This window comes from Rothia koreensis (genome assembly GCF_004136575.1).
GTDB classification, from domain to species: domain Bacteria; phylum Actinomycetota; class Actinomycetes; order Actinomycetales; family Micrococcaceae; genus Rothia; species Rothia koreensis.
The window spans coordinates 101,515-120,438 of sequence record NZ_NOIQ01000004.1 but is presented as its reverse complement, the minus strand read 5'-3'; the positions used below and the strand labels follow the sequence as shown (position 1 = coordinate 120,438).

Annotated in this window: 15 protein-coding genes and 1 riboswitch; of the genes, 10 read left to right on the top strand and 5 right to left on the bottom strand. The window is 66.0% G+C overall.

All coding sequences use genetic code 11. The features are described from left to right. Positions 1 to 666 precede the first annotated feature (666 nt). Entirely contained in the window at positions 667 to 1,257 is a 591-nt protein-coding gene (locus EWU68_RS05965) for a hypothetical protein (RefSeq protein WP_129315203.1), read from the bottom strand. Between the two features lie 400 nt (positions 1,258 to 1,657). Next, positions 1,658 to 1,762: riboswitch (SAM riboswitch) on the top strand. A 119-nt stretch (positions 1,763 to 1,881) separates the two neighbouring features. Here EWU68_RS05965 and metE point away from each other — a divergent pair. Further along, positions 1,882 to 5,232 carry a 5-methyltetrahydropteroyltriglutamate--homocysteine S-methyltransferase gene (metE, locus tag EWU68_RS05960; protein WP_165162110.1) on the top strand — a complete coding sequence of 1,117 codons (3,351 nt, stop codon included), beginning with the start codon at positions 1,882 to 1,884 and terminating at the stop codon, positions 5,230 to 5,232. Positions 5,233 to 5,283: 51 nt separating this feature from the next. Here metE and EWU68_RS05955 read toward each other — a convergent pair whose 3' ends face one another. Beyond that, positions 5,284 to 5,898 carry a TetR/AcrR family transcriptional regulator gene (locus tag EWU68_RS05955; protein ID WP_129315201.1) on the bottom strand — a complete coding sequence of 205 codons (615 nt, stop codon included), beginning with the start codon at positions 5,896 to 5,898 and terminating at the stop codon, positions 5,284 to 5,286. Positions 5,899 to 5,964: 66 nt separating this feature from the next. Here EWU68_RS05955 and EWU68_RS05950 point away from each other — a divergent pair, with 66 nt between their 5' ends. Then, positions 5,965 to 7,209 (top strand): ABC transporter permease, encoded by a 1,245-nt coding sequence (locus tag EWU68_RS05950; RefSeq protein ID WP_129315200.1) that lies wholly within the window; start codon positions 5,965 to 5,967, stop codon positions 7,207 to 7,209. Between the two features lie 170 nt (positions 7,210 to 7,379). Here the strand turns inward: EWU68_RS05950 and EWU68_RS05945 are convergent, their stop codons facing one another. Beyond that, positions 7,380 to 8,765 (bottom strand): NAD-dependent succinate-semialdehyde dehydrogenase, encoded by a 1,386-nt coding sequence (locus EWU68_RS05945; protein WP_129315199.1) that lies wholly within the window; start codon positions 8,763 to 8,765, stop codon positions 7,380 to 7,382. Positions 8,766 to 8,834: 69 nt separating this feature from the next. Then, a complete protein-coding gene (locus tag EWU68_RS05940; protein ID WP_397555703.1) occupies positions 8,835 to 9,608 on the bottom strand; it encodes a thiamine phosphate synthase in 774 nt (257 codons plus the stop codon). A gap of 183 nt (positions 9,609 to 9,791) precedes the next feature. Here EWU68_RS05940 and thiO point away from each other — a divergent pair, with 183 nt between their 5' ends. The 8 genes from thiO (at position 9,792) to EWU68_RS05900 (ending at position 17,451) form a co-directional block, all read left to right on the top strand. After that, the gene (gene thiO / locus EWU68_RS05935; protein WP_129315197.1) at positions 9,792 to 11,027 is read left to right on the top strand and encodes a glycine oxidase ThiO; all 1,236 of its coding nucleotides are present in this window, start codon (positions 9,792 to 9,794) and stop codon (positions 11,025 to 11,027) included. Beyond that, positions 11,024 to 11,263: a sulfur carrier protein ThiS gene (gene thiS / locus EWU68_RS05930; RefSeq protein WP_129315196.1), complete on the top strand. Its 240-nt coding sequence runs from the start codon at positions 11,024 to 11,026 to the stop codon at positions 11,261 to 11,263. The genes thiO and thiS overlap by 4 nt, the downstream gene beginning before the upstream one ends. A gap of 75 nt (positions 11,264 to 11,338) precedes the next feature. Further along, on the top strand, positions 11,339 to 12,118 hold the full coding sequence (locus EWU68_RS05925) for a thiazole synthase (RefSeq protein ID WP_202976694.1): 780 nt from the start codon (positions 11,339 to 11,341) through the stop codon (positions 12,116 to 12,118). Continuing rightward, positions 12,115 to 13,266: a molybdopterin-synthase adenylyltransferase MoeB gene (moeB, locus tag EWU68_RS05920; RefSeq protein WP_129315195.1), complete on the top strand. Its 1,152-nt coding sequence runs from the start codon at positions 12,115 to 12,117 to the stop codon at positions 13,264 to 13,266. Before EWU68_RS05925 ends, moeB begins: the two co-directional genes overlap by 4 nt. A gap of 536 nt (positions 13,267 to 13,802) precedes the next feature. Further along, complete coding sequence (locus EWU68_RS05915) at positions 13,803 to 14,480, top strand: hypothetical protein (RefSeq protein WP_129315194.1); 678 nt, start codon at positions 13,803 to 13,805, stop codon at positions 14,478 to 14,480. 36 nt (positions 14,481 to 14,516) lie between these two features. Further along, positions 14,517 to 15,098: a hypothetical protein gene (locus EWU68_RS05910; RefSeq protein WP_129315193.1), complete on the top strand. Its 582-nt coding sequence runs from the start codon at positions 14,517 to 14,519 to the stop codon at positions 15,096 to 15,098. A gap of 196 nt (positions 15,099 to 15,294) precedes the next feature. Continuing rightward, positions 15,295 to 16,029 carry an HAD hydrolase family protein gene (locus EWU68_RS05905; RefSeq protein WP_129315192.1) on the top strand — a complete coding sequence of 245 codons (735 nt, stop codon included), beginning with the start codon at positions 15,295 to 15,297 and terminating at the stop codon, positions 16,027 to 16,029. A gap of 105 nt (positions 16,030 to 16,134) precedes the next feature. Continuing rightward, positions 16,135 to 17,451 (top strand): Nramp family divalent metal transporter, encoded by a 1,317-nt coding sequence (locus tag EWU68_RS05900; protein ID WP_129315191.1) that lies wholly within the window; start codon positions 16,135 to 16,137, stop codon positions 17,449 to 17,451. Positions 17,452 to 17,464: 13 nt separating this feature from the next. Here the strand turns inward: EWU68_RS05900 and EWU68_RS05895 are convergent, their stop codons facing one another. Next, positions 17,465 to 18,892 carry an APC family permease gene (locus EWU68_RS05895; RefSeq protein ID WP_129315190.1) on the bottom strand — a complete coding sequence of 476 codons (1,428 nt, stop codon included), beginning with the start codon at positions 18,890 to 18,892 and terminating at the stop codon, positions 17,465 to 17,467. Positions 18,893 to 18,924: the final 32 nt, after the last annotated feature.

Here is an 18,924-nt window from a genome sequence, read left to right as displayed (position 1 = left end):
GGGCCGCTGGGCGTGAGGGTGCTGCGGGCTTGGGGCTCGGAATTTGATGGCCTCGCGTCCCGGACGGCTCTCCTGCGCCCCAATCGGGAGGCGGTTACTAGATTCGGTGGCGGTTTCCGGCGGCAACGGTCCGGGCCCGACGCGGTGGCTTCATGTGCTGGGAGGCGGTTCCCCAATAGCGGGGCGGTTACCGGCGCAATTGGACGGCCTTTGAGGAGCCGGCCTACATCATGCGGAGGCGCTTGCCCGATTCGGTGCCCTTTACCGGCGAAAAGAGGCCGGAATTCGTGGCACTCGGACGTCTGTTGGGAGGAGGTTTCCTGATTCGGTGGCGTTTGCCTTCGTTAGGTGGGGTCTGAACCGCCACCTAACGAAGGCAAACGCCTCCCAATCGGGCAACCGCCACGCAGGAGGAGCTATCAAGCAACAGGCGCGGCTACAGAGGAGGGCCCACCGAGGCCGGACGACGAGCAGCGGAACCCGGACAGAGAAGAACCCCCGCCGAAGCGGGGGTTCTTCTCGAAGTATGGGGCACTGGACCGGGTGCGCCTCTCGGCGGAAGGCCGCTCGTAGCGGCTAAATAATGGAGCCCGGGGCAACCTGCGGCCCAGTGCCTTGTATCCAGTGTGGTCCTCGTTCGCCGAGGCTGTCAAAGGACCCTGGGGATCAACGATTCATGGGGTTCCGGCGTTGCTTGAGTTCCTTGAACCAGCGTCCGCTCTGACCGACCCACAACATGATCGTGCCGATGATCAGGAGAATCGTCCCGATGGCCCCGATGATTCCCGGGGCATCCTGGAAGGCGCCGCCCAGGCCGAGGAGGCTCAGGATCGCGAGAATGAGCAGGACGATCCTGCCCCAGTTCTTGCCTCGGGTGGCCGCCCTGGCGGAGAGGAGCTGGAGCACGATGACGATCAGCGAGAAGATGGCCCCGGCGCTGAAGAAGCCCCAGGCGTAGGCGGCCTGCCCCTGATCGGCCAGAGTCTTGTATTCGTCGGTGGCCATGAAGACGAACGGCGAGATGATCAAGCTGATCACGCTGATGGCCGCAGAAATGTAAATGAGCCGGGCGGCGGTGTGCACGGCCTTGGGTGCCGCCAGGTCTCCGCCCTGGTTCTGGAGAGGACCATGACCGTTTCCTGCGTCGCCGCCCTGGTACTGGGGCTGTCCGCCCGGGTACTGGGGCTGTCCGCCGTTGGGGTTGCTCCCGTACTGAGGAGGCTGGTTCCCGGCCGGGGAATCGTGATTCTCGGTCATGCTTTCCTCTCAAAAGGTGATTGAACTGACCTTCCTATCAAAACACGAGGGAGTCCCGGCCCACAATGAATCCGCGCCGGCACGCGCGCATGCGGAATCGCTTGTTCATGATTTTCACGCCCGCCCCGGGAAATGAATCAATAAACGGTCACGATTCGGTCGCGAATCGGTTTCGGGTCCGCCGACGTGCGGCGATTCGTCGTCGTCGGAAAACCCACGGAAGATCGGACCCGCGCAAGGAAAACACGGAACCTTACGTTCCGGAGTCATAAAAACGTGGGTCGTCTTCATATGACACCGGTATTTCTCCGTCCCGTCGCTGTGCTCAATGACGCGACATGTGCCGTCAAAGAATCCTCATCCTTGCGGCCGTTCAGGAGGCCGGGTTTGAATACTTGCGTATCTATCCAGAGCGGCCGAGAGACCTGGCTCGACGACGCCGCAGCAACCCCCTCGTGACCCCAACGGGTCCGGGGCACGGTGCTCCCGCCAGGTCCGATGGAGTGTATCGGTTGTCCTTCGACGACGCCGGGCGCATTCCCCGGCCGATCCCGTGCTTTCGGTCGTGGGCCCCGAGTATCGACTGACGCCGCCTCCGTCGGGCGTACCGAAAGGAGACCCGGCGTGAAACGTGAAGACGGACCAGCACTGTCCTTCGAGCTGTATCCGCCGCGCAGCAGCCTGAGTGCGGAGGCCCTGGGGGCCACCATCGCCGAACTCGAGCCCACGCGCCCCGACTACGTGTCGGTGACGGCAGCCTTGGCCGGGGACAGGAGGCGCCAGAGTATCGACCTCCTGCGCCACCTCGTGGATGAGACCGAGCTGAAGCCGCTGGCCCATATCCTCTCGACCGGGCAGAACGCCGCCGAACTCGAGGACCTGGTCCAGGAGATCATCGATCACGGGGTTCGCGGGTTCTTGGCCCTGCGCGGAGACCGGCCCGATGACTACACGCTTCGCGAGGGCGAGTTGCCTTTCGCCCGGCACCTCGTCGAACTCATCCGCCGCGTCGAGGCCCGGGGATCGGCCAAATTGTGTGCGGGACGCCTCGCGGTCGGGGTCGCGGCGTACCCGGTTCGGCACCCGGAGTCCTCGAGCATCCACCACGACACCGAAGTCCTGCTCGCGAAGCAGAGAGCCGGTGCGGACTTCGCCATCACCCAGGTCTACCCCGATCCGGACGACTACGCCGGGCTGGTCGACCGGGCCCGCGCCAACGACGTCGACCTGCCGCTCATCCCCGGCATCCTGCCCGTGACCAGCCTGCGCAGGTACCTGCGCGTGTGCGACCTGGCGGGCATCGATCCCAACCGGGAGCTCGCCTCCCGCCTCGAATCGGCCGGATCGTTCGCCGAGCGCCTGGCCGTGGGAGTCGACTCGGCCGATGAATTCGCCCGTCGGGCCCTCGACGCCGGGGCCCCAGGACTGCACATCTACACCTTCAACGAGCACCCGGCAGCACTCGAGCTCGTGGACCGACTCGGTCTGCGCCGAGGAACGCCGTCGAAACACCCGTCCGTCGCAAGAAAACAACGTGAGGAGATCACCGTGACCGAAACCAACGCCCCGAACCCCACCACCGCCGAGAGCCCGGCGAGCACCCAGGGCCGCACCTTCCCCGGAGCAAGCATCTTGGGTTACCCCCGGATCGGACGCGACCGGGAGCTCAAGAAGGCCCTCGAATCCTACTGGGCATCCGACAGCGGATCCCACGAGCTGACCGCGTCCGTCGACTCCTTGCGCGCGCGGGACGTGCGTCGGCTCGCGGATCTCGGACTCACTCAGGATTCGTCGATCCCGGCCTCTTTCGCCCTCTACGACCAGGTTCTCGACGCCATCCTGGCGACGGGCGCCGTGCCCACGCGTTTCGCGGACCTCGCCGACGAGGAAGGCCGTCTGGACCGGGATGCGTCCTTCGTCCTGGCCCGCGGCGACGACGCCCGCGGGCCGTTGGAAATGACCAAGTGGTTCAACACGAACTACCACTACCTGGTTCCCGAGATCGGACCGGAGACCCCGTTCGCCGCGGATCCGCGGGAACTCATCGGACAGTTCCGTGCCGGCAACGGAGATTCCGGAACCCCACTGCGCCCCGCGGTTCTGGGACCGGTCTCCTTCCTCCTGCTGTCGAAAGCCGATGACGCCGCCCCCGAAGGCTTCGACCCCCTGGACCGGCTCGATGACCTGGTCGAGGTCTATCGCGGGCTGATCGACCAGGTGGCCGCAGAAGGAGCGCAGTGGATCCAGATCGAGGAGCCCGCACTCGTGACCGAGCACCACCGGCCCGACCTCGCCGGTCGCGTCCGTGACGCGTATCGTCGCCTGACGGCCGCGCGAACACCCAACGGCCCGTCGATCCTCGTCGCGACGCCTTACGGAGACGCAGAGGACCTCCTGGAGCCGCTGGTGGACGCGGGAGTCGACGCCGTCCACGTGGATCTGGTCTCCGGCCCGGACGGGGGAGGGCTGCACGAACCCAGCGCGGACCAGCTCGCGCTGTTCACCGGCGAGGATGCACCCGTTCTGGTGGCCGGCGTCGTCAACGGACAGAACATCTGGCGCACCGACTTGCGCACGACGTTCGCGCTGCTCGAGGAGTTGCACGAGGCGGGGGCGAGGGTGTCGGTGAGCACGTCGACGTCGCTCATCCACGTCCCGCACGATGCCGCCCGCGAGGATCGGCTCGACGACCAGCCGCTGCGGTGGCTCGCCTTCGCAGACCAGAAGGTCGGCGAGACCGTGGTTCTGGCCAAGGGGCTGGCCGAAGGGTCCGAGGCGATCGCCGATCACCTCGAAGCATCCGATGAGGCGATTCGGCACCGCGCCGAGGCCCGAGGCACCCGCGACGCCGATGTGCGCGAGAGGGTTTCGGGCCTGACCGAGGCCGACGGTCATCGGGAGACCGCGGAAGAGCGCAAACGGAAGCAGGCCACCGATGGCATCGCGGCGAACCTGCCCGATGTTCCGACGACGACGATCGGGTCATTCCCGCAGACCGCAGACATCAGGTCGGTCCGCGCAGACCACAGGGCAGGCCGTCTGGGCGAGGCGGAATACGTCGAAAGACTCCAGCAGGAGATCCGGTCGGTCATCTCCCTCCAGGAGGATCTCGGGCTGGACGTTCTGGTCCACGGCGAGCCCGAACGCAACGACATGGTCCAGTACTTCGCGGAGAACCTCGACGGATTCGACGTGACCCGGTACGGCTGGGTCCAGTCCTACGGGTCCAGGTGCACCCGGCCGTCGATCCTGTGGGGCGACGTCAGCCGTGAAGGAGCCGGTGTCAGGGGAGAGGCCATCACGGTCCCCTGGATCAGTTACGCCCAGTCGCTGACCACCAAGCCGGTCAAGGGCATGCTGACCGGCCCGGTCACGATTCTGGCCTGGTCGTTCGTCCGTGAGGACCAACCGCTCGCGGACACGGCCCAGCAGGTCGCCCTCGCCCTGCGGGACGAGGTCGAGGATCTCGAGAGTGCCGGCATCGGCGTCGTGCAGGTGGATGAACCCGCCCTGCGCGAGCTGCTCCCGCTGCGGGAACGAGACAGGCCGGACTATCTCGAGTGGTCGGTCCGGTCCTTCAGGATCGCGACGTCCGGGGTTCGGCCAGAAACCCAGATCCACACGCATCTGTGCTACTCGGAATTCGGTGAGGTGCTGTCCGCCATCGACGCGTTGGACGCCGACGTCACGAGCGTCGAGGCGGCGCGCTCGCGGATGGAGCTGCTGGACCCGCTCGCGGACATCGGATTCGAGCGAGGCATCGGCCCCGGGGTGTGGGACATTCACTCGCCTCGCGTGCCCACGGTCGGTGAAATCGAGGAGCTGCTCGCCGCGGCGTCCCGAGCGATACCTCGGGACCGTCTCTGGGCGAATCCGGACTGCGGTCTCAAGACCCGCGGATACGAGGAGACCACCGCGGCCCTGGCTCGACTCGTCGAGTCTGCGCGTCGTCTGCGTGCGGCCGTGGCGGTCTGACGGTTGTCCCACGGGCCCGGACGGTCCGCTTCGATGCGGACCGTCCGGGCCTTACCGTCCGAAACGGCCCTGCGGGATCAATGTCAGTGCGTCCTCGACGAGCTGGTCCCGATCCGCGTGGGTGTCCACGGCCGTGCGAATCAGAAGGCCGTGGAACAGGAGCATGAGGACATTGGCCAGCCGGGAGGGGTCGCCGACGACGTCGTCCGGGTCGGCCCCCTGACTGACCTGCATTTCCGACCAGGGCCTGAGCACCTCGGCAAGGCGGGTGCGGGCGAGGTTGATGTTTTCCTGGGCAACCTCGTGGACCTCAGGATTCACGGTGGATTCCGCGACGAACTGGATGAGCAGTGGACCGAAATCGATCGAGAACAAGGTCTCGATCAGCAACCGAGCGACGTCCGAGGGGGCCAGCGAGCTTCCCGTGGCAGTCTCCATATCGGTCAGATCCTTGAGGGTCGCGCCGAAAATGTGCTCCGCCGTGCCGCGCATGATGGAGGCTTTGCCATCGAAGTGGGAATAGATCGATCCGGGAGACATGCCGGACTCGGCGACGATGTCTGCCATGGAGGTGTTGGAGAACCCCTTCTCCAGGAAGCAACGGCGCGCCGCGGCGATGATTCGCTCACGCCGCTCGATCTTCGAGGATTCTGACAACCTGGGCATGGAAATAGAATATCCGTTCTGTTATTCTGAACGCAACTAGAAGGATTATTCTGTTTAGGAGCCGCTATGAGCGTTCAGGATTCCCGGCGCGCGGACGCCGAATCCGCAACCACCACCGCGAATGAGCATGTGGGAAGCCACCTCGGCAAGGTATTCGGGGTTTCGGTGCTCGCCGCGCTGATCGTGACGGTCTTCGTCCTGGCCTTCACCTGGCCAACCAAGACCTCTGAGGCGCACAACATGCCGGTCAGCGTCGCTGGCCCGAAGAAGGCCGTGGACCAGTTCGAGGACAAGATCAACGAGAAGTCGGGGGACACCTTCGACTTCGTGTCCGCCGACAGCCGCGATGACGCCGTCGACCAGATCAAGCACCGCGAAACCTACGGCGCCGTGATCTTGGCCGAGCAGCCGGGGACCCCGGAGGTCCTGACCGCACCGGCGTCGAATTCGACCGCCACGCAGGTTATGAGCGGCATCGCCGACCAGCTCACGCAGCAGATCAAGGGCCAGATCACCGGCCAGGTCGAGCAGATGAAGGCCGCCTCGGGCGGTCAGCTGAAACCCGAGCAGGCGCAGAAGGCACTGGCGATGCAGGAGAAGGCCGCGGACACCAAGGTGGCCGAGACCGAGGTCGTGCCCCTTTCGGACGACGACTCCAACGGGTCCGGTCTGGCCGTGGCGGCCTTCCCGCTGGTGCTCGGCGGCATGCTGGGCGGCGTAATGATCACGTTCTTGGTCAAGGGAGTGTGGCGGCGGCTGATCGCGGCCGTGGCCTACGGCGCGGCCGCCGGCCTCAGCCTGACCCTGATCCTCCACACGTGGTTCGGTTTCGTGCAGGGCAATTTCGGGCTCGTGTGGTTGGCCTTCGGGCTCTCGGCCATGGCGACGGCCACCTTCATTCTGGGGTGTACGGCGATTCTCGGGGCACCCGGAATAGGTATCGGCGCCGTCGTGACCATGCTCCTGGGCAATCCGCTGTCCGGGGCGCAGGTCCCGTGGCAATTCATGGTCGAGCCCTGGGGGAGGATCGGACAGTACATGGTGCCCGGCGCGTCCAACACGCTGCTGAGGTCCCTGAGCTACTTCCCCGACGCCCCGATGGCCCAGCAGTGGTGGACCCTCGTCGTGTGGGTCGCGGTCGGGGTGGCACTGACCGCCTTCGGGCACTTCCGCCACAACCGCATCAACGATGAGCCCGAAGAGAGTCATGACGCCGATGGGCGTCAGCTCGGTGGCGAGTCCGCGGGCGACGCCGGGAACCACCCTGCGCCGCGGCATCGCCGCGGTGGCTCCGAGGTGGCCGCCGACTGATGCACCGGTGACGGTTCCACATCACCGCACGCAACGAGGGGTCGGGCGCCGACCGGGAACTCCCCGGTATCGGTGCCCGACCCCTCGCTTTCCGTCGGAGGCGGACTGTGGTGAGCGGGCCTGTTGGGCGGACCCGTCGAACCGTGGCGTCTCCGATCCGAGAATGCAGACTAGAGCTGCTGGTTGTTCACACGGACGGTCCGCTCATTGGTGAACTGCTGGAGCGCCCACTGGGCGTTCTCGCGACCGTAGCCCGAACGGTTGATCCCGCCGAAGGGGAACTCGGGGCTGGAGTCCATGTGAGTGTTCACGAAGGTCATGCCCGCGTTGATCCGCTCGGCGAACTTCCGGCCCTTCTCCGCGTCGGTGGTCCACACCGATGCCATCAGGCCGTACTGCGTGTCGTTCGCGATCCGAAGAGCGTCCTCCTCATCCTTGGCCTTGTAGATCATGACGGCCGGCCCGAAGAGCTCGTTGCACCCGAGATCCGACTTCGGGTCGATGTCGGTCAGCAGCGCCGGCGACATGAACCAGCCGGGGCGGTCCAACTTCTCGCCACCCGTGTGCAGGGTGGCTCCCTCCTCGGAGGCCTTCTGGATCCGCTCCACGACCTCGTCACGAGCGCCCTCGGAAGAAAGCGGTCCCATGTCGGTCGCGGGGTCGTCGTAGGCACCCACGGTCACGTTCTCCACGGCTTCCTTGGCCGCGGCGACGAAGTCGTCGTAGTACTCCTCGACGACGATCATGCGCTTGGGGGAGGTGCAGACCTGACCGGCGTTCGCCGTCCGGAGGGTCACGGCCTTCTGGGCGAGTCCCTTGACGTCGTCGGTGTCCAGGACCACGAACGGATCATTGCCGCCGAGCTCCAGAACCGACCGCTTGAAGTACTTCGCGGCGATCTTGGCGACCGACGCGCCTGCCTCTTCCGAGCCCGTCAGGGAGAAGCCCTTGACCCGGAAATCCTTCAGGACCTCTTCGGCATCGCTGCTGTTGAGGTACACGTTGGTGTAGACGCCCTTCGGCAACCCGGCTTCCTCGAGCAGATCCTGGAAGGCCTGGGACGAGGTCGGGCAGATCGCGGCCTGCTTCATGAGAATCGCGTTGCCGACCATGATGTTCGGCAGCGCGAAACGGGCGATCTGGTTGTAGGGGAAGTTCCAGGGCATGATCCCGAGCAGTACGCCCAGCGGATCGTGCTTGACGTAGGTCTGGTCGGCGCCCTGTGCATCGGGAAGCTGGGTGTCCTCCAGGAACTTCTCCGAATTGTCGGCGAACCAGCGGGCCGTGAAGGCCACCTTCTTGACCTCGGCCTCGCCCTGCTTCTTGGGCTTGCCCATTTCCTTGCCGATGAGATCGGCGAGCTCGCTCGCCCTGCCCTCGACCAGATCGGCGAAGGCCTTCAGTACCTCGCCGCGCTTGCTGACGGGGGTTTCCTTCCAGTCCTGGAAGGCGCGGTCGGCGGTATCGATGACTCCGGCGATCTCCTCGGTGGTGAGGGAGTCGAAAGTCTGCTCGACTTCGCCGGTGTTCGGATTGGTCACAGCAAAAGTACTCATGCATACAGCAAAACCAATGTGCCGCGGCGCGTCCAGGCGTTTTCGACATCGGCGGAATGTTTCGGGGTTTTACTCCCCGCCGAGCGCGTCCGCGAGCCGACGAGCGGCATTCTCCGGGTTCGCGGCATCGGCTATGGCGCGTACGACGACGATCCTTCCAGCCCCCGCGGCCGTGACCTGGGAGACGGTTTCTTCGTCAATGCCGCCGATCGCGAAGAACGGCGTCGAGGACGTGCCGCAGACGGGATCGAGGTCCGCGGCGAATGCGGGGAGGTCCAGTCCGACGGCGGGTCGGCCCGGTTTGGTCGGTGTCTCCCACACCGGGCCCGTGCAGTAGTAGTCCGTTCCCGGGTCCTCCGAGGCCGCCACGACCTGCGAGCGGGTGTGGCAGGAGCGGCCCAGGAGGACATCGTCCCCGAGCACTGTCCGAGCCTGCTGCGTGGTCAGGTCGGTCTGGCCCACGTGGAAGACATCGACCCGCGAGAGAAGGGCCGCATCCGCGCGGTCGTTGGCCGCGGAGAGTCCGCCCTCCTGCTCCGCGACTCGAACCAGCAGGCGAAGGGCCTCCAGCTCGGTGCGGACCGAGACTTTCTTGTCCCTGACTTGGATGATGTCGACGCCGCCGCGGAATGCGGACCGGAAGAAGAGTTCGAGCCGGTCGGTGTCCAGTTGCTCGACGGTATCCTGCCGGGGATCGGTGGCCAGGAACCTCTGCAGATCGCAGCAGAGGTAGAGGCGGGCGCTGCGGAGTCGTTCGAGGCGGGCGGCCCGGGTCGCGGACACGGACGGGGATTCCGCCGGCGGCAGTTGGCCCCGGCGGGGCGAATTCTTAGAGGTCGTCACGGATGCCACATTAACCCACCCCGGGACCATGGTCCGAGACTCGCACGACCGGCCGTGTGCGCCCCGGGCCGTGTGGGCCTAGACTTGAGGGACATGGGAGTCCGGGAAGGCCGGACTGAGAGGGCAATACCGCCGACCATCAGGACTCGATGCGGATCATGCCGCCGTGAGGAGGATCAACCGATGCATATCGGTGTCGTGGGTGCCGGCGTCGTCGGCCTGCAGACCGCATGGCAACTGCGGTTGCGCGGGCATCGCGTGACGATTTTCGACCCGAAACCCGGTCATGGGGCAACGCGTGCCGCCGCGGGAATGCTCGCACCCATCAGCGAAGTCCAATTCGGACAGGACAAGCTGTACCCCCTCATGCTCGCCGCGCTCCGCGAGTACCCGGAGCACATTGCTCGTCTTGCTCGGGCCACGGATCGACCGCACGGTTACCTCGAGAACGGAACGCTCCTGGTGGCCGGGGACCGGGCTGATCTGACCCGGGTGGCCGACCACGCGCGGGTCCACGCGGAGCACGGGATGCACACGAGACCGATCTCGCAGCAGCGGTTGCGCGAGGCGGAACCCGGCCTCAACCCCCGGCTGGCGGGCGGCTACGAAGTCCCGACCGATCACCAGATCGACCCTCGTCTCCTCGTGGGGGCGCTTCAGGATGCGCTGTCCGCGGAGCTGGACCCGGGCGACTTCCCTGGCGTCGGTCCTGCCGCGGTTTCCCGGGAGGAGACCGTTGTCCGGATCGACGAGTCCGGCGGGGACGGGGCGACGCAGGATGTCACGACGGCGGAGGGCCGGGTACACCGGGTCGACCGGGTTCTGGTCGCCTGCGGTCTGGGATACCGGAGCCTCGGGGGTGTGACGGAGGGATTTCCGCTGGACCTGAGGGCGGTCCATGGCGATGTCCTCAGGCTCCGGCTTCGGGAGGGATACCTTGCCCCGGGGGAGAGGCACGTGGTCACTGCGACCGTTCGGGCCACGGTCCTCGGCCGCCAGGTGTACCTCGTGCCCCGTGCGGACGGCGGTCTGGTGGTCGGCGCCAGCGTTCGGGAGGACGGTCTGTCCGGGGTCAACGCGGGGTGCGTGCAGGAGCTGCTGGAGGATGCCGTGACCGTGGCTCCGGGGGTGAGGGACATGGAGCTCGTGGAGACCATGGCACGAGCTCGCCCCGGCACACCCGACGACATCCCGTACCTGGGCTACGTCCCGGACGCCCCCGGCGTCGTGGTCTCGACCGGGTATTCGCGCCACGGAATACTGCTCTCGCCCCTCGGCGCCCGTCTGGGAGCGGCCCTCCTGACCCACGAACCATTGGGCGACGACGACGCCCGGCTTCTCGAGACCATGGACCCCACTCGCTTCGGCGCGGGGGCAGGACCGGCGCGCGAGCGCCTTGCAGGAGGAATACCCGCGTGAAAACCGTGAAAGTCAACGAACAGCAGGTCAGCGTGCACGACCGGGCAACGCTGGTGGACGTGGTCGGCAAGGTTCTGGATCGCGACCTGGAGCCGGACGGTCGTCCGACCGACGGCGGACGCCTCGGTGTCGCGGTGTCCATCGACGGCCAGGTCGTGCCCCGCACCGCGTGGCAGGAACGCGTGGTCGACGACGGAACGGAGATCGACCTGGTCACCGCCGTCCAGGGAGGATAAGGAAGAATTCGTATGGAACAGTCAACACAGACCATGGCACCGGATCACGGGAGCGCGACGGGGGCCGCCGCGGAGATGTCCCCGATCCGGGTGGGTGATTACGAGCTCACGAGCCGACTCATCATGGGTACCGGCGGCGCGACCGACCTCGCGTCCCTCGAGAAGGCGCTGGTCGCTTCGGGCACGACCCTGACCACGGTGGCCGTGCGCCGTTACGACCCCTCGACCAGTACCAGCGTTTTCGCGCTCCTCGAGAGGCTCGGCATCGATGTTCTGCCCAACACCGCCGGGTGTTTCACCGCGCGCGACGCCGTGCTCACCGCGAACCTGGCGAGGGAGGCCCTCGAAACGAATCTGGTCAAGGTCGAGGTCGTCGCCGACGAAGACACGTTGCTGCCGGACGTGGTCGAGACACTGCGCGTGACCGAGACGCTCGCGGACCAGGGGTTCACGCCCATGGTCTACACGACCGACGACCCCGGCGTCGCGATCCGGCTGGAGAACGCCGGCGCCGCGGCCGTCATGCCCCTGGGCTCGCCCATCGGGACGGGGCTGGGAATCCTGAATCCGTACAACATCGAATTGATCGCGAACCGCGCGACGGTCCCGGTGGTGGTCGACGCCGGTATCGGCACGGCCTCCGAGGCCGCGCAGGCCATGGAGCTCGGGTGCGACGCCGTGCTCGTGGCTTCCGCCGTGACCAGGGCCCGCGATCCGCGCTCGATGGGTCTTGCCATGCGTCGCGGCGTCGAGGCGGGGTACCTGGCTCGTGCGGCAGGCAGGATTCCGCGCCGGACGGAGGCGCTCGCCTCGTCCCCGAGTCAAGGCAGGGTCCGTGCGGAGGACAGGATATGAGCGGCCTCGAAGATCTGAGCGACGCCCAGCTCGAACGTTTCCAGAGGCATCTCGGTCTGGCCGGTTTCGGGCCCGAGGCCCAGCAGAAGCTCCTCGACGCGCGGGTTCTGGTGGTCGGTGCCGGCGGTCTCGGTTCTCCGATCCTCCAGTATCTGGGAGCTGCGGGTGTCGGACACATCGAGATCGTGGACGACGACGTCGTGGACCGTTCGAACCTGCACCGGCAGGTGATCCATTCCGAGGCCAATATCGGACGGTACAAGACGGAATCCGCGGCGCGCGTGGTCCGGGGGCTGAACCCGGAGGCCGACGTCGTCGAGCATCGCGTGCGCATCTCGTCGGAGAACGCGTTGGACCTGGTGCGACCGGTCGATCTGGTCATCGACGGATCGGACAATTTTCTGACCCGGTACGTGGTCTCCGACGCGGCCGAGATGGTGGGCAAGCCCGTGGTCTACGGGGCGATCCTGAGGTTCGAGGGACAGGTCGGGGTTTTCTGGTCGGGGCACGGGCCGACCTACCGGGACCTCTTCCCGGAGGCCCCTGGGCCCGGGGAGGTGCCTTCCTGTGCCGAGGCCGGCGTGATCGGCGTCCTTCCCGGAGTGATCGGGACTCTGATGGCCACCGAAGCGATCAAGGTCATCGCGGGTGTCGGCGAGCCGTTGCTGGGCCGCGTGCTCGTGTACGACGCGCTCGCGGCGACCTTCCAGGAGTTGCGGCTCGCACCCGATCCGGACCGCCCTCGGGTTACGACCGTGGCTGCCGACCTGGTCGACCCCGCGGCGGGCCCCGCGTGCGCCGCGGCGGAGGAGCCCGAGTCGACGGTTCCGGAGGACGAGATCACGCCCGACCGTCTCCGGACGCTTCTGGCCGAGGGGAGGGGCGTGACACTCGTGGACGTGCGGGAAGTCTGGGAGAACCGACTCGGAGCCATCGCGGGAGCCGAGAACATTCCGTTGGGGGATATTGAGCGTGATTCCGGAGCCGAGGTCGGATCCCGGCTCGACCCCGAGACTCCGGCCGTTCTCTACTGCAAGTCCGGCGCGCGCTCGCGCAAGGCCATGGAAGTGCTCTCGGCGGCCAGGCCCGACGTCGATATTCGGAGCCTGTCCGGCGGATACGACCGGTGGGCTTCATCTGGGGCGTGATCGGGAACTTCGAGGCGGTCGCGCCCGAAGGTGATCCGCATCCGGACCCTTCGCGGCCCGGGAGCACGCCGCTTCACAAAACGTAATATCGGGTGGTCGCCCTGGTCTGACCGTGTTCCCGAGGCGCCGGTGGCCTCTGGGTAAGGCAAACCAAACCCATACGTTAAATCTTGAATCGATGCACCTTCTGTCCGCTGTTGTGTACCGCTCGGTACGAATCATTTTCGGCTTCGTCGGATATTGCGGTGACCTTGCTCGAGTCCTTGCTCGCGGGGCTGGGGTTCGTGGAGACGGTGCGGAATGCGTGCATTTGCGTGGGATCTTGTGTGGATCCCCACGATGTCGCCTCCGGCGGTTGCGATGCGACCGAAAAGCGGAGGTGTACTAGGGAGTACAAAAAGGCCGCCTGGCTATGTATCGTTCCGGTCAGATGCCGGCCAGAGGACCTCACTCTTGGCGGATGGGGCTCGTGCATCGCACAGCGTGCGGTGCCTGTTGCCGGGATCCGCAGATCAAGGTCCAAACGAGGAGCACCTATGAAGCTGACAGGAAAGATGGCCGGAATTCTGGGCGGCAGCGCGCTGCTGGTCGGTCTCGCCGCGATGCCCGCGAATGCCACGACCATCGAGAACCACTACCCCGAAACGCCCAAGTTGAACCCGACCCTGCCGATCGTGAACACGTATCACGGATCGGACCACATCAAACCGAACGTCCTCAACCCGCACCCGGTCTGCAATGCGCTCGAAGACCGTCGCACCGTGGTGTACGAGGTCAAGGACAACTTCTCGCCGGTCGGAACCATCTCCACGACCAACAACACGGACAAGAACATTCCGCTGACGCAGGAAACCTCCGAGTCCCAGACGATCAACATCAAGGTCAACGGCGAGCAGGGCAACAGCACGACGATCAATGCGAGTGGTTCCAAGGACGGCGGGACCTTCGGCATCGCTACCGAAATTTCGAAGAAGATCGGTTTCGAGGCCGCGTACGAGCTGTCCTGGAACGTTGGCCAGACGGTCGGCCCCTACGACGTTCCCCCGGGATACACCGGTGAGGCCACGTACGGCTTCCGCACGGTGACCATGTCCGGAACACAGCAGATTTGCGGCGCCGACGGCACCTGGACCAACCCGACGGCCTGGAATGCCTTCGTTCCGGTCAAGAACGAGGTCGACGTCAAGCTGTACAACAACCCGGCTGATTCCTAGACCACCGCTGACCCACGGAACGGAGACTGAAGAATCATGAAGAACAAGCTCATCGGCCGCACGACGGCGGCCGCAGCAGCTCTCGCCATCGGAATCACCACGTTCGGCGCGGGTGCGGCGCAGGCGGACGAGACCGCGACGCCCGCCCACGATCTCAGCGTCGGGTACACCGTCTCTGGCATCAAGGCCAAGGGGTATGCCGGCCTGGTTGCCGTTCATGCCAAGAACGTCGGATCGGAACGCTACTACTCGGAGTTCCCGGCCATCAGCTTCCGCATCGATGTGAAGACCGACAAGGGGCCCCAGGGCGTCGATCGAGTCATCACACCGGGTTGGTTCAACGGGGCCTACACCCAGGATCTCGGCTTCGACGAGAAGACATCGACCCGCTCCTTCATGGTCACCCTGGCCAACCCGGTGGAGGCGGGGCAGGATCAGCTGATCGCCAATCTGGACTTCGGTGACGGCCTGACGAAGGAAGGTCGCCTGGAGAATTACGTGACCGTGACGCAGGTCGGCCGCCTGGACGACGACAAGACCACGGACAACGACCAGAACGTCGACTCGCGCCAGAACACGACCACCGACTTCGGCAACGCCCACGACGGCGTGTTCTAGGACAGCGGCTGTTGGGCGAGGCCACTGCGTGTGGACGCTGCGGGTGACCACGGCGCAAAGGCGATTGCACAACGGTACTTGCGCAACGACCAAGCGCGGACGTGGGTGCGGCCGGGAGTACCTTCTTCCGGCCGCATCCGTGTTCGCCGGGCGCGGGGACTCGTGAGCGGTATTCCTGCTTATAAGGTGTGAGGTGATGAATGAACCCGCAGTCTTCGACGTGGACGGCACCCTGTGCTTCGACGGGCGCACTGTCTCCACGGACATTCTCGAGGCCCTCCGTGCGCTGCGGTCCGTTCGGCCGCTGGTCTTCGCTTCGGCCCGGCCGATCCGTGATCTCTACCCGGTTCTGCCGGAGGATCTTCGCAAAGAGGCGCTGATCGGCGGCAACGGGGCCTTTCTGCAGCGCAGGGGCGGGGGCATCGACGTCGTTGGATTCGCCCCGTCCGAGCGGGACCTGGTGGACGCGCTGATCGAGGCCACCGGGTGCGCCTATCTGATCGATGGCGAGTGGAACTACTCCTACACGGGCGAAGCGGATCACCGCATCTACCGGCAGCTCGACGCCGGAGCTCTGGCGTCCACGGTGTCTCGGGCCGAGTTGGGCACCTACTCCAAAGTGGTGCTGTTCACCGAGGACGAGGCCGTGCGGGAACGCCTTCGTTCGGCCGGCCTGACCGTGACGCATCACCCGGCCGAGGGCCTCATCGACATCGCCCCGTCGGGCATCTCCAAGCACGCGGCGCTCGTGAAATTACAACTTTGCGGCGACGGGTATACGGCATTCGGCAACGACGCGAACGACGTCGAGCTCCTGCGCCATGCGGATGCCAGCTTCTGCGTGGGCCAGCACGAACTCCTCTCTTTCGCGGACCATCACCTGGAGCCGGACGACGTCGCTCCGGCGATCCTCGGGCTCGCTCGGGGCTGAGCGCGGTCGCCCCCGCGGCGACTCCATCGAGTGGCGATCAACTTCGCTCAGGCGTAGTCTTCTTGTCAGGCATGGCGTAAAACCATCTGAGGAGGCTGGAATCCGATGAGCGAGAGGCACGCCGAATCGGTGCACGTCGGCTCCGGAGCCGAACCGAGCGGTGCGCCGCGGTCCTCGAATTCCTCCGCCTCACGGCCGCGTGTTCCGCGTCGACGATGGATCGCCCTGCTGGGTCCGGCGTTCGTTGCCTCGATTGCCTACGTGGATCCTGGCAACGTCGCCTCGAACCTCTCGGCCGGGGCGGAGTACGGATATCTCCTGGTCTGGGTGCTGGTTCTGGCCAACCTCATGGCGGTTCTGGTTCAGTACCTGTCGGCCAAGCTCGCCGTCGTGACGGGTGAGAGCCTCCCCGATCTCCTCGGGGCTCGCATGCGTCGGGGTCCGCGATTGTTGTTCTGGGCCCAGGCCGAGGTCGTCGCGGCGGCCACCGACCTCGCCGAGGTGGTCGGTGGTGCCATTGCCCTGCACATCCTGTTCGGTATGCCGATGCTCTGGGGCGGTGTGCTGGTCGGCGTCGTCTCGATGGTGTTGCTGGCCGTGCAGAACGGCAGGAATCCACGGCGTTTCGAGGCGCTGGTGGTGGGGCTGCTGGTCGTGATCACCATCGGTTTCATGTCCGGGCTGGTCGTGAGCCCCGTGGACTGGGGTGCGGCCTCCGAAGGGTTGATTCCTCGATTCCAGGATTCCCAATCCGTGCTCCTTGCCGCCAGTATGCTCGGAGCCACCGTGATGCCGCACGCCATCTACCTGCACTCCGCGCTGGTCCGGGATCGACACGGGCGCCCCGAGTCACGCTCCGAAACGACGACGTCGCGCTTGTTGTCGGCGACTCGGTGGGACGTGGTCCTCGGGCTGATCATTGCCGGGTCCGTCAACATCGGGATGTTGCTCATGGCGGCGGCTTCCCTGCCCGGTGTCGAGGGAACCGACAGCATCGAGGGGGCCGCCGCGGCCATCTCGGAACATCTTGGACCCGCGGTCGGGCTCGTGTTCGCGGTGGGACTGCTCGCATCCGGGCTCGCCTCGACGTCGGTCGGCTGCTATGCCGGTTCGGCCATCATGAGGGGCCTCCTGCACATCCGAGTTCCCTTGCTGGTGCGTCGCGCGGTCACCCTGATACCCGCGCTCCTGGTCCTGGGGATCGGGTGGGACCCCACGTGGAGCCTTGTCATCAGCCAAGTCGTCCTGTCGCTGGGCATTCCTTTCGCGATCATCCCGCTCGCCCGGTACACGGCCGACCGCGGACTGATGGGACGTTGGACCAATCCGTGGGTGGTCCGGGTTCTTGCCCTCGTCGTGGCGGTGGCGATCGTGGTGCTCAATGTCCTGTTGGTGGTGCTGACGGTGATGGGAGAGGCATAGCGGTCGGAGAGCCCTAGTCGTCCGACTGGATCAGCTCGTCCCCGATGCTCCTGGCCATATCCGGTCGAAGCAGTGCCATCCCGAGTCCGACGGCGCACCACAGGCCGGCGATCCATGGGAAGTAGCTGTACGGGGCCTCTTGGCCCCAGGCCTGAACGAAGTAGACGTACCCGAGGTAAATCAGCGCGACCACCGGGAAGATCATTTCCCACCGTGGGATGTCCGTGGTCCGACGCAGGATTGCGGAGAGGGCTCCGAGGGAGGTCATGGCGTAGGCGACCAGCAGGCAGAGCACGGCAATGGTGGCGTACCAGTAGTACGTTTCGAACGGTCCCGCCCGGACCACCAGCAGAATGAGGGACAGGAGCAAGGCGATGACCACCACGGCCGTCACACAATGGCGAGGGGTACGTTGGTCGGCCCGGGTTTTGGCCAGAATCTTGGGGCCGAACCCGTCTCTGGCGAGCGCGAACAGGAGACGGGCGCCGGCCGACGTCGAACTCAGCGCCGATCCGAAGGCTACCGCGAATGCGGAGAAGGCCAGAAGCTGGGCGAAGAACGGATTGGTGTACTGAAGGGCGATGTCGATGAGAGACGACTCCGACGCGGCGAAGGCCTTCGCGCCCGCGTCCGTCGCCCCGAACCCGATCGTTTGCGCGTACATGACCAGAACGTAGATGACTCCGCACAGGATCACGGACCCCATGAGGGCGATGGGGATGGCTCGTTTGGGGTTCCTCGTCTCCTCGGCCAATGAAGTGCACGATTCGAAACCCGCCCAGGAGATGAACGCGAAGACGGAGGCCGTCATGACGGCCGATCCGGAGGCGCCATGGGGGAGGAGGGGGCCCAAGTCGAGCCCCGAATGCTCGGCTCCGGGGTACGAACCGTTGCCGGCCCCGACCGTCACCAGGACCACCACGGTCAGAGCGACCATCAATGCCAGACCGAATCCGCCGATGAGGAGCAGGATGCGGGTGACCAGCGGGGCTTCCCGTGAGCCGATCGCCCAGACCAGGGCCCCAATGATCAGCAGCAGGAGCGGCCATGGCAGCGACGAATCGAGTCCGAGAGTCGCCAGGAATGCGTTGAAGAAGACTCCGCACGCGCCGAAGATGCAGGTCACGAAGAAGAGATAGGTCCCGAGCAGGGCGAAGCCGGAGAAGAATCCGGCTCGCGGGCCGATGGTCACCCCCGTGAGGGCGTAGACCGAGCCGGAGTGCGCATATTTGCCGGTCAGGCGGAAGAAGGCGTAGGCCACCACCACGACGCCGATCGCCGCTACGAGAAAAGTGAAGGGCACCTTGGTGCCCACGAGGTCTGCCACGCCAATGCCGTTGAGGGCCATGGCCATGACCGGGCCCATGAATCCGACGGAGAGCGCGGCCGCCTCGATGGAAGAGATCTTGCGTGGAGGGCGCGTGGTCGAGGAATCGGGCATGCTACTCACCTACGGTATGGTGCGGATCACAG